Annotated in this window: 7 protein-coding genes; 2 read left to right on the top strand and 5 right to left on the bottom strand. The window is 34.9% G+C overall.

Annotation, left to right across the window (positions count from 1 at the left end):
- Positions 1–298: 298 nt before the first annotated feature.
- The 5 genes from ASD98_RS05325 to ASD98_RS05305 all read right to left on the bottom strand — a co-directional run bounded on the left by ASD98_RS05325 (position 299) and on the right by ASD98_RS05305 (position 9,233).
- Positions 299–1,891 carry a solute:sodium symporter family transporter gene (locus tag ASD98_RS05325; RefSeq protein WP_056201172.1) on the bottom strand — a complete coding sequence of 531 codons (1,593 nt, stop codon included), beginning with the start codon at positions 1,889–1,891 and terminating at the stop codon, positions 299–301.
- Positions 1,892–1,894: 3 nt separating this feature from the next.
- A complete protein-coding gene (locus ASD98_RS05320) occupies positions 1,895–2,911 on the bottom strand; it encodes a GntR family transcriptional regulator (RefSeq protein ID WP_056201169.1) in 1,017 nt (338 codons plus the stop codon).
- Between the two features lie 68 nt (positions 2,912–2,979).
- Complete coding sequence (locus ASD98_RS05315) at positions 2,980–5,184, bottom strand: alpha-galactosidase (RefSeq protein ID WP_056201166.1); 2,205 nt, start codon at positions 5,182–5,184, stop codon at positions 2,980–2,982.
- A 19-nt stretch (positions 5,185–5,203) separates the two neighbouring features.
- Positions 5,204–7,174 (bottom strand): sialate O-acetylesterase, encoded by a 1,971-nt coding sequence (locus tag ASD98_RS05310; RefSeq protein ID WP_056201163.1) that lies wholly within the window; start codon positions 7,172–7,174, stop codon positions 5,204–5,206.
- 10 nt (positions 7,175–7,184) lie between these two features.
- On the bottom strand, positions 7,185–9,233 hold the full coding sequence (locus tag ASD98_RS05305; protein ID WP_056201160.1) for a hypothetical protein: 2,049 nt from the start codon (positions 9,231–9,233) through the stop codon (positions 7,185–7,187).
- Between the two features lie 541 nt (positions 9,234–9,774).
- Here ASD98_RS05305 and ASD98_RS05300 point away from each other — a divergent pair.
- Together ASD98_RS05300 and ASD98_RS05295 are read left to right on the top strand one after the other, a co-directional pair.
- A complete protein-coding gene (locus ASD98_RS05300; protein WP_056201158.1) occupies positions 9,775–12,456 on the top strand; it encodes a T9SS type A sorting domain-containing protein in 2,682 nt (893 codons plus the stop codon).
- Between the two features lie 165 nt (positions 12,457–12,621).
- Complete coding sequence (locus ASD98_RS05295) at positions 12,622–12,879, top strand: hypothetical protein (RefSeq protein ID WP_053474453.1); 258 nt, start codon at positions 12,622–12,624, stop codon at positions 12,877–12,879.
- The last annotated feature ends 18 nt before the right edge of the window (positions 12,880–12,897 follow it).

Here is a 12,897-nt window from a genome sequence, read left to right as displayed (position 1 = left end):
TATGTTTTAAGAATTTGATATTTTTTTTGATGATTTATTTCGGCTTTAATAGAAATACCAAGCTTTAAAAAGGAAAAAGAAAATAAAGGAATAATTAATTTAAAGAAATCTCAGACAAAACCTAAGAGTGTTTTGGATTAAAACAAAGAAAACAGGTATAATTTACCTGCAAAATCAAAGAGACGATTTTGAACAATTTTCAGATATTTCAACCCATCTACAAACAAAAAAAGACGCACTGCTGTGCGTCTCTACATAAACCTTTTAACTTTTGTCCCTCAGAACCTCAGAACCTTCCTTAAGCTATTCCCCATTTTGAGAATAAAACGAAGATACTTATCATCCCAATTATTAAAGCACCAAAATACCAATAGCGGTTTCTCCAAGGTGATAATTCAACCGATTCTAATTTTATTTCTACATAATTATATTTCGGATAAAACTTAGAAACCAACAGCATGCATACAGAAGTAAGCACAAATAAAAGTGCCAGCATGTGCAGATAATGCAATTTAATATCGAGTACGTAGTTAAAAATAATATAGCCTAAAATAAAAAATATCATCCCCATTTTTGCAGCCTGCGGTGGTACTTTTTTAAACACAAAACCAATCAGAATAATGGTAAAAATAGGCAGGCAGAACATACCGCTCAACTGTTGTAAATAAGTATAAAATCCAGCTTTGCTAAACAATATAAACGGAGCCGAAAACATGGCTAAAGCCGATACTATGATCTCAAATTTACGTCCGGTATAAACCAAATGTTTCTCTGTTACTCCTTTGTTTCTTTTCTCTAACCATGGTTTATAAAGATTCAGCACGAACAATGTACTGCTGCTATTAAGACCTGCATTAAAAGTACTAATTGCAGCTCCAAGAACCACTGCGGCTGTTAAACCAATCATAACTCCGGGCAATGTATCTTTTACAACAAGCGGGAAAACTTCGGCTGTATTTTCGAGATTTTGGTAAAGATGAACCCCAACCAATCCGGGAATATTGATGATAAAAGGACATAATAACTTCCCTAAACAGGCCAGTCCCATTCCTTTTTGACTGTGCGATAAACTTTTTGCAGAAAGTGCCTGTTGTACAATAAATTGCTCCATTCCCCAATAGTACAGGTTCATAATAAACATTCCTGTAAAAATGGTACTTAACGGAATTTCATCGTGCGGTCCTCCTATGGAATTTAAATGTTCTTTATGCTGCGAAAGCAAAATATGAAGCCCTTTGAACCAGTCTCCGTTTCCTAAAAATTTAAATCCGAAGTAAGGAAAAGCAATACCAATGGTCAATAAACCAACACTTAAAACCGTGTCACTAATCGATATGGCACGTAAACCGCCTAAAACTGAATAGGCACAGCCAGTAAGACCTATCATCCAAACCATAACCCAGATATTCTGCCAGTAGGTTAATTCTAAAGGATATAAAAAATTGAACATTCCGGTTAGGGCAACGGCACCTCCGTATAACACTGCCGGAAGTAAATTGACAATATAACTGCATAAAAATATGATCGATACGAGTTTTTTGGTAGAATCGTCATAACGTTTTCCCAGATAATCCGGAATTGTCATGGCTCCGGTACGAAAATAAATAGGCAGAAAAAACTCTGCAACAAGCAGCATAGCCAACACAGAACTTACGCCCCATGCCATAACGCTCATGTTGTTGGTGTATATAGATTCGTTTTCGCCTATAAACTGATTAGCACTTATATTGCTGAGCAGTAAAGCTCCTCCAACTATAAAAAAGTTATTGTTATGATCTGCAAAAAAAAGTCCGCTTGTGGTTTGTACCTTTCTTTTACGTGTTTTTATGGCTGAAATTACGGCAACTAAACCTGTAATCAGTAAAAAACTAACAATGGATAAAACATTCATAAATTACAACGAATTTCTATCAATAAGAATTGTCGGGATAATCACTTGTGTCTTTTTTCTGTTCAGCACAAAATCAGCGGCTTTCTTTCCCATTTCAGAGAAATCTGTAGAAAACGTGGTTACGCCGTCAAAGATGATTTCTTTTACAATATCATCGTTGTGCGAAATAAAACCAATATCTGTACCAATCTTAAGTCCTTTTATTTTAGAATCTTTCAGCATTTCCCAAAGTTCCAGATTGTGAATCGTAAAATACACTTTTCCTTTTTCCAGAGAACCTGCTGTGTATTCTTCTTTTATAATTCCTTTGATATCATAATCCTTCATGAATCTTTTAAATGAATTTAAAATTTCATTAGGTTCTGCAGACGACGGCTTGAAGAAGAAAACGAGCTCATCGTACTTTTTAATTTTATCTTTAAGCTGCACAAAAGCATTGTAAGACGAATCTCCAAACTCTTGTGCAACATAATTGTAATCCTCATCTGTTTCTATAAAACGGTCTACCAGCAATACTCTGTTTGTTGGCAGCTGTTTTAAAACATCCGGTGTTTTTTTATTAGGAATCGGGGCAATAACAAACATTCCGTATTTTCCTTTTATACTTTGAATAATATTTTCGAACGTATCAAAATTATTATGATGGAAAAAAATATCTAATTGTACATTTTTTCCAAGGCCTTTTCTGAAATTTTCATAAAACGTTTCCTGAAAAATATCAAATGCAAATATTAGCAGCGCCACTTTCAACTCTTGTTTTACATCATTGGTTGCAACGAAATATCCCAGTCGGTTTTTTGATTCGATAATTCCTCTGTGAACAAGTTCTTTATAAGCTTTGGCAATAGTTTCTCTTGCAAAACCTAATTCGCTTATAAAAGTATTTACAGATGGAAGCAGATCACCTTTTGTTACTACCTTTTCATCAATGGCATTAATTATTCCCTGAACCAGCTGCTCGTGTTTGGATAGGGAATTAATTGATTCAAGATTTTTTATCTGTTGAATAATTTGCTTCATAAACGTTTTAATAGGTATTTATTTAGAAAATATATAGTACAAATATATACTAATGTTTGAAATTTATTTTAGGCCTTTGTGATTTTTAAAACAACGCTGTTATTTGATACTGATACATTTGGATTAATTCCAACCTGCATTAAAAAATCTCCGGAATAAACCGCTGTTTCTACAGAAGGTTTTTTATCCGGATACACATTGATTTCTTCTACTTTGTAGTTTTGTCCAGCTTGCAATCCTTTTAATTTTATCGGAAGATGTGTTCCGGCTTCATATCTCGAATTAACCGAATAACTAAACATTACGGCTTCGTTTCCGTTTTTATTCACAAACATTACCGATGCCGCATCATTGCCCCACGGGTTTTGCAGACGATATTGATCTCCCTGCCAGATTGTTCCGCTTAATGCCTTGTAGTTTTTAATGGCTTGCTGCGTAAAAGCTAAATCTTTTTCGTTTAAATCTTTAACCACAATATCAAAACCTAATCGTCCCATCATAGCAACATCTGTACGGTATTTTATAGACTGTTTTCCCCAGTCTGTAACGTGTGCTGCGATTGTAAGAGCCGGATAAAAATACGAGTATTCCCATTGCATGTATACACGCTCTAAAGGATCTGTATTATCACTTGGCCAGAATTCAGTAAAGTATTTTAAAGCTCCGTAATCTACTCTTCCGCCGCCTCCGGAACAAAGCATCATTGGCACTTTTGGATATTTTACACGAATACGTTCTAAAACTTTATAAAGCCCGTTTACATAATCCGTATAAAAATTATTCTGATTGTCTTTTAAATTACTTGAATACGCGTTATAAATCACTGCATTGCAATCCCATTTGATATAAGCCAATTCTGGATTTTGAGTAAAAAGATTGTCTACAACTCCATAAACAAAATCCTGAACTTTTGGATTTGATAAGTCTAAAACCAATTGATTACGGAAATAATGTTCTGCTCTTCCCGGTTGTTTAATCACCCATTCCGGATGTTTTTTATACAAATCACTCGCCGGATTTACCATTTCAGGTTCAATCCATATTCCGAATTTAACCTGATTGTCTTTAGCTGTTTTTACCAAAGTTCCAATTCCGTTTGGTAATTTCTTTTTGTTAACCTCCCAATCTCCTAAAGCTGCGTCGTCATTATTACGTGGATAAGTATTTCCGAACCATCCATCATCTAATAAAAACATATCAACACCCAGTTTTTTACTATCAGCGATAAGCACTTTTAGTTTCTCTTCATCAAAATTAAAATAAGTCGCTTCCCAGTTGTTTAACAAAGTTAAACGATCTCCTTTTCCGTCAAGGATTTTATGACTTCTTGACCAATCGTGCAAATTACGGCTTGCAGTTCCTTTTCCTTTTGATGATAAAGTATACCAAAATTTAGGCGTTGTAAACACTTCATTTTTAGCTAATTTATAAGCCGCTGCTGCATTATTAATTCCTGAAATTACACGAAGATTATTTAAAGGATCTAATTCTAAATCGGTTCTAAAATTTCCTGACCATTCTAAACCTGCAAACAAAACTTTTCCTTCATCTTCTGAAGCTGGTTTATCTAAAGAAACCATAAATACCGATGGCTGAAATAAATTAGTACGAGATCCTAATTTAGAATCTAACACTTTAATTCCGTGCGTTAACTTTGTTTCTTCGGGCTGCATTTCTTTTGCCCAGTCACCATGATATTGATTTAGGTAAAAGTTATTGTATCCTTTAAGATATAAATTAGCCGAAGCATATTTATTTAAAGTAATACTTGCTTTTTCATTATGCTGAATGGTTGTCCACTGCTCTATTACATCATTATCATAATAAGACTGAATAAACAAATGAACCTCAACCGGATAAACAAGATCTTTTAGCGTAATATCAGTTTGAAAAACTCCTGTACTAATTTTGTTTGTTTCATGACTTACGTATAACAAATCAAGCGAAGTATTTCCGTCAGCGTGCGTTACGGTAATGGCAGGTTCTAACAAATTTTTAGATCCCGATGCCGTATAAGCCGCATTATAAATACCAGAGTAATCTGTTCCCTGACGAAACTGAGCTTGTATTTTTGTATATTCTGAATCGTTTGCCAGTTTTTCTCCTAAATAAATAGTGTTTATTTCTTTTCCCGGAGTTACTTGTAAAACCAATGCGTTGCTTTTTGTTTTTACCGTAATAATCTGCTGTGCTGTTATTGAACTGCAATAACTCGTGAGAATAAAAAATGCTATCGCAAAAGACTGCCTTAAAGTTGTAAATTGTTTTTTCATTTTATTATGTGTTATTTTCTTATTTCTTTTTTTGTGTAATTCCTGCCCAGTTATCGGTTCTAAAAGAGGATGCCGGCAACCCTGAAGCATTGGTTAAGTTTCCGTTTGGATTGTCTGCCCAATTGTATCGCACCGAAACCGGATTTGGGACTTCCTGCGCATATACTTCTACTTTTCCGTTGACGATTTTGGCTTCTGCCCAATGAAATTTTTGGTCGGCTCCAGCAATCGAAAACCCTTTTAGGAGATTATCTTTTGCTTTTATATTTTCATTAAAATCAAAATCTACTGTAATCACATTTGCTTTAATCATATACGATTTATAAAGTGGCCCAGAATACTCAATTTTAGTATTGTAAACTTTTGCTAGAGCAATATTTGCCAAACGTCCTCCAACATCTTGTTTGTTTTTTGGGTGAATGTCTTCTCCATTTCCAATATCAGTTGTCACCGCCATTCCGGTATTTGGTAATTTCAAAGCCATGAATTGTGCTTCTCTTAATTCTGCCCAATCTGAATCTTCAGGCTGTTGTTTTTGCTGCTTATAATTGGCTAACTGAACAAACAAAAACGGCAGATTTTTATCTTTAAATTTAGCTCTCCAATCGTTTATCAGCAGTGGCAATAATTTTTGATATTGAAAAGCTCTTTCTGCATTGCTTTCTCCCTGATACCAGATTACTCCTTTTATTTTATAATCTAACAAAGGCGCAATCATAGCATTATAAATCGCACTTGGTCTGTTTTGCCCTTGCGCTAAATATGGTTTTGCCTGTAGATCTTTACTGTCTGCACCAATATTATATTTCCAGTCTCCGGCTAATGAAAGAGTTTCATTTTCAGATTTTAAAGTGATTTTTTCATCTGTGTAAACTCCTCCGTTTCCTGCTCCGTCAAAAACTCTGATTGTGATTGTATTTTCTCCTTTTTTCAGAAACTTAACAGGAATCGTATAATGACGTTCTACATTATAACCTTTGGTTTCGCCAACATGATTACCATTTACCCAAAGTATATCATCATCATCGGCATAATAACTCAGGTTAAAATCTTTATTATTTTCAGTGATGGTGAACTTTTTTCTAAACCAGATTACGCCATCAAAATTGGCTAATCCGTGGCTGTCAAAAAAAGAAGGCAGTTTCATAGTTTTCCAGGATGCATCATCAAAGTTTTCTGCTGACCAAATTGCTTTTTCCTGCTGCATTCCTTTGTCTGCATTCGCAACCTGCTTTTCCCAAACAGCCAAATCAGCATTGTATTTCTGCAGTAAAGCTTCTCTGTTCGTTTCAGATTTCATGGCTTCGATTTCGGTATCAAAATCATGAATTGTACTTAACGCTCCAGAACTTGTCCAGGCTTCTATAAGTGTTCCTCCCCACGAAGAATGAATTAATCCTATCGGAATCTTTTTTTCTTTGTAAATCTTTCTGGCAAAAAAATACGCTGTTGCACTAAAATCGGCAATGTTTTTTGGACTGCATACATTCCAGCCGTCGTGCTGTACTTTTAACGTATTTAGCGGTAAAGTACTTTCGATATGTTCGGCTTGTAATAATCGTATTTGAGGATAATCAGCGTTTTGTATTTCTTCTTTATAATTGTTTATTTTTCCCCATCCTTCAAGAGGCATTTCCATATTGCTTTGTCCGGAACACAGCCAGACTTCACCAATTAAAATATTTTGAAGCGTCTTTAAATCTCCGTCATTTATAGTAATCGAATAAGGTCCGCCGAAAACAGGGGTTTTCAAAACCACAGTCCATTTGCCGTTTACGACATTCGCTTTGTATGTTTTTTTATCCCATGAAGTTGTAATTGATACTGATTTTTGATTGCTTTCTCCCCAAAACGGAACTGCACTTTTTTGCTGCAATACCATATTATCTGTAAAAAAAGAAGGCAGTGTTACCGAAGCTTTTACAGCATTTGATGAAAGTATCAGCAACGATACAACTAAAATGGTTTTCTTAAAAAAATGTCTTTTCATATACATTCAATTAACGATTTATGATTTTGTACAAATGAGCATCTTTAGAACCAAGACTTACATTTATATTATTTTTTACATTAGTATTTTGATTTGTAAAAAGATCTTGCAGTTTATAATTACCCTTTTTTATGCCCAATCTTTCCAGAGGAAGTGAATAATTTTTAGGTGTATTACCATAATTTAAAACCGCTATATACCAATCGTTTCCTATTTTTTGTTCGAAAACTTCAGTCGTATGTTTTCCTGTATTTCCTTCTACCGGACGAAAAGCTACTCCGTGAGAAACAATTTTTAGTAATTCTTTATTCTGAAGCCATTCTTTTGCGCGTACGCTCCAAATTCCATCTTTACTATAATCGTCTCCGGTTATTAAAGTTCCTGTAATGACTGCCGAAATTAATCTGGCGCGGTTTTCTCCTTCTGTTACATCTGCAAAAACCACATGATCGGCATCAATATAATCATACGAGTAGGTTTGCCACCAGCCATAATTTACACTATTAAGTGTGTATTGGGTATGTTCGATTGTTTTCCAGGCATCACATGCAATACGACGGACGTGGGCATAACGAGATGTTGCCATGTTTGGGGAAATAGCAGCATAAATAAGCATTTGCCCGTCTAGTGCATTTACCAAATGTTCCATTCCAACTTTGTAAGCCTGCATTCCAGTAGTAACATTTTTATCATAAAACGAAGAAGATTCTGCAGCAGCGTGGCCTAAAAAGTCAATTTTAATCATTTTAAAACCGCATGCTTTTAGTTTATTAATTACATAATCAACACGTTTTAGCGTACCCGGATGTGTTGGGTCGATCGCTCTGGCACCGTCAAAATCAAAATATGTGTTTCCGGTTTTGGTCCACATTTCTCCAAAAGTATAATCACTTCCTTCGGCTTTACGGTTTGGCCCGTCTTTCCAACCCCAATCTGTAAAAGGCGCCCAATATGCTCCCGGTTCTAAACCTTTGCTTTTACAATAATCTGCGAATTCTTTTAGTTTGCTAAAATCTCCCGTAAAACCGCCTTTTACCATATTGTCCCAAAATGAATCCAAATCGATATAAGCTGTGTTACCTACTCTAAACTGTGGAATTGAATTGGCAAAAAAGTCTGCAACCTTTGTCGTATTTTCAAAATTAATTTTCTCCATCAAAACTCCCCAGCTGTTCCATCCTACCGGAGTTGGTTTGTCCCACTCAAAAACATAAGGCTTTTCTACAATGCGATTGGTTTTGGCATAATCTTCCATACCATTTCGCCAATCTGAATAATAACCCACGAAAAATTTTGGAGACAATACTTTATTGCCTTTTACCAAACCGTGTGCGATACTGTCACGTGTAATTTCTTTTTCAGCATATCCTGCCCATGCAGAAAATAAAGCTGTCGGTTTTTTATTGGTTGTTTTTACAGCACTTTTCCAAACGGTGTGTTCTAGAGAACCTATTATAAAACCATTTCTGGAAGTATTATTGAATAAAATTCCGACTTCGGCACTTGTACTATGCGAAATTGTATCCAGCTTCTTTGAATTGTAACTGATAAAAGCATCATTATCATAAGGCACAAAAACGGTTTGCAGGTTTTCAATTTTATCAAAAGTAATTTTTCCTAAATCTAAAGGCGAAATATAATTGGTGGCGACTTGCTGCCCTGTACCTAAAATTTCTATTTGAGTTATAAAATAGGACTGATTGTTATAAGTATAGAAGTTTTGGATTAGGGTGGGATTGGTTTTATCCGTATAAGTAAGTGTATATTTTGTTCCTTTTCCTAAATTATCATTCAGTGTTTCTTTTGACAAAACAGCTTCTGAATAATCATTAACCGAAATTGTTTTACCATTCACAATAACTGAAGCTTTTGCTTCTGAAAAAATAGTTTTTCCAGATTGGCTTACAGCAATTGTTTTTTGTTTTGCATCATAAGTTATGATTCCGTTTTTCCCAAAAGTTATTTTGATACTTTTTTGGGCTAAAGCCGAATTAAAGAAAAATGCCACAAACAAAATGGACAAAAGCATTTTTTTGAATAGAAAAAAATTGGGTTTCATTAAAGGGTTATTTTTGGTTATTATACTATTCTATACTACAATGATACAAATTAAAATTTATTTCGCAAGCACTTCAAAAAATATTTCATTAAATCTTCCATTTAAAAGGCATTAAAAAATAATTTATACAATTAAAAAACCAGCACTTAAATCTTGCTTTCCCCTTAAAAATAAGGTATATAACCATTAACATATTCAATTAACAGCTAACGCAATCGAAAGAAATTTTTATTTTCTGAATAATTGTAAATTTTACAATTTTTTCAAATAATTTCAAAAAACAAGACGATCAGTATCCATAATATTATCCTTCACTTCGGTCAGGATAATCAAATTTTAATACTTCTTTTCCATTTTTTGTTTAATTGATTATTCAATTAATCTATACTTATTTTAAAGATTATTTAAAAACGAAAAACATAATTCTGGCAGCTTCAAAAATAAAAACTCTCAAATTTTTAACATTATATTATTATTTTTCTTATCATTGTAGCACAGTATAGTATAGTACTGCATTCTAACTATCTAAACCAAAATTATTATGCAAGAAAAAATTACAAAACAAAGATTATTTATTAAGGCATTGTTTACCACCACATTGCTCTTTATAGCGTTATATACTTCAGCTCAAACCTATGAGTTCGAAAATGGTACACGTACTAATAGTGCTGACATACAAAACTGCGATTCCTGTTCCGGCAAAATTGTTGGGAATTTGGGAGGGAACAGCAGTGTATCAACAAATGTTACGGTTTCGGCTGCGGGCTGGTACAATCTTCAATTATTTTATTGTACCGGAGATCCGCGCACCATTCGTTTAACGGCTGGTTCAGCCACAGCGATATCTATTCCGTGCGATCCAAGCGGCGGATGGAGTACTGCTGCATCTAAAAATTTAAGTGTATACTTAAACAGCGGAACCACAACGCTGCTTTGGGATAATACAATTTCATGGGCTCCTAATTTAGATAAGTTTGTTTTAACGCCGCTTAGTTCTTCGAGTCTTCAAACTATTGCTTTTGGTACAAATAATAGCATTGTTTACAATTTAGCCACTAAAACTTATAGTGTAAAGTTTAATGGAGCTACTGTTATTACAAACGCATCTGCTTATGCAAATAGTGATCAGCAGTATTTGAGCAGTAATTTTGCTACAGCTGCTTATTCATCGGCACCCTTTACAGATAATATTGGCAGCGGAACAAAACATATTTTTACTTTAAGCGGAAATTATACTTTGGGCATGCAGCAAATATTTTATACGTATACCAATAAAGAATATGTGGCGGTACAAGTTGTACTTACCGGAAGCGGATCGAACTGCTATAGAATGTCCCCTTTAACGAGTTATCAGGTAACGCCAAATTTTGGTACAGGCGACACAAGAGCTGTGTTTGTTCCTTATGATAATGATGCATGGATCCGCTATAATGCTTACACTTTAAACTCAGCTGATTTTACTGCATCTGAAGTTACGAACATCTACAATAATACGAACCGTAAAGGTTTGGTTATTGGTTCTCTTGAACATACAAAATGGAAAACAGGTATTACTGTAAATGGCGGCGGTGCATCCTCTGCTTATGTTTCGGTTATTGCTGGCTGGACAAAACAGGAAATAACCAGAGATAAACGTGGTCATGGCTGGGTGAATGTGGGTCAAACGAGCTGTCCTTCGCCTAAAGTAATGATAAATGCGGGTGATGACTGGAGAACAGGTTTTGAAGAATTTGCGCAGGCAAATGCCGCACTGCAGCCAAAATATATTTTTGACTGGACAGCTCCAAAACCTATGGGCTGGAATAGCTGGGGTGCAATGCAGACTAATATTAATTTAACTAAGGTTAAGGCTGTAGTAGATTATTTTCATGATGACTGCCCGGCATATAAAACGGAAGACAATACTTTATTCATTGATCTTGATTCGTATTGGGATAATATGACCGATGCTCAGCTTGCACAATTTGTTACCTATGCAAAAAGCAAAGGATTTAAAGCGGGTATTTACTGGGCTCCATTTGTAGACTGGGGTAAATATAACCGTCAGGTAGAAGGCAGCTCATACAGTTATAACCAATGCTGGACAATGGTTAACGGAAGTCCTCTTGAACTGGATGGAGCTTATGCCATGGATCCTACAAGTCCGGGAACTAAGGCCAGAATAAAATATTTTGTTAATCGTTTTAAAGCGGCAGGATTTGAAATGGTTAAAATCGACTTTTTGACTCATGCGAGTATAGAAGCCGACAGTTTTACAAATTATCAGATTCACACGGGTATGGAAGCCTATCAAGAAGGTATGAAGTACTTAGTGGATGAAATTAACGGAACAATGCTGGTTGAGGCTGCTATTTCGCCTAATTTGGCAACTGGCCCGTTTGCGCATGTACGTCGTATTGCTTGTGATGCGTACAGCAGTATCAGCGATACTGATTATACTTTAAACAGTACTACTTATGGCTGGTGGCAAAATCAGATTTATGATTACCTGGATGCTGATAATGTTGTATTTGGCAATGTTTCTATTGGACAAAATCGCGCGCGATTATTAAGCAGCGTAGTAACGGGAACGATTACAAGCGGTGACGATTTCTCTGTTGCCGGTACGTGGAAAGCTACAGGACAAAATCTTTTACAAAATGATGCTGTTATGGATGCAGCCCGAAACGATATGCGTTTTATTCCGTCAGAAGGTAATACAGGAAATAGTGCGGCAACTGTTTTCTATGCGACACACAATAATGTTACCTACGTTGCGGTATTTAATTACAGCAATGTTGCAACAACTAATAATATTAGTTTAAGCCGAATTGGTTTGGGTTCCGGAACTTATAACGTTAAAGAACTATATTCCGGAACAATAAGCACGGCGCAAGGAACTTTAAGTGCGCAACTTCCTCAGGCAGATGCTGCTTTGTATGCTCTTTATGACGGTCCAATTTTAAGCACTCCGGATTATAACTGGGGAATTGCTGCCACAAACTATATTTTCCCTAATCCTGCTTCAACAACTTTCAGGATAAAATTTGATCATACGATTAGCGAACCTGCTGTTATTTCAGTGTACGATATATCAGGTAAAGAAGTATCGAAAACAGCTCTGGTTGCTGAAGATATGATTAGTTCAGAAATACCTGTAAACAATCTTGCAAAAGGTGTTTATGTGGTAAAAGTTTCCTCGGCAGATAATAAGGTTCAAAACTTTAAGTTTGTTAAAAAATAAATAGTTACTTCTTAAAAAAATCCCGATTTTCACTTCAAAATGAAAATCGGGATTTTTTATTGCTGCAAAACAGAACCTCAACTTGCTATTTTAAATTATTCATATTTTTATTTATACAATTAATTACAATAACTTTGCAATTTCATTAAGCAACTTAGAAATAATATGGACATAGTTAAATTTAAAATTACATCAAAAACGATAAAAGTAGAAGTACGCAATTCGAATAATTATGTTTTTAATTTTAATACTGCCTTAGATATTGCAAAAGAAGACAAAGATGTTTTATTGAAACTATACCATGCATTGGATCTTCTGTTTAAGAAGGAAACTCCTCCCGAAAATAAAAATTACATTTCGCCAAATCAAACTAATATTCTGGATCAGATTTCTGCTGTTGATAATTTAGAAAACGAAGAATAAATAAGTTCCCTATAAAAA

It is taken from the genome of Flavobacterium sp. Root186, from assembly GCF_001428525.1.
Lineage (GTDB): Bacteria > Bacteroidota > Bacteroidia > Flavobacteriales > Flavobacteriaceae > Flavobacterium.
Note: the sequence above shows the minus strand (reverse complement) of the source record. Positions and strands in the feature narration are given on the sequence as shown.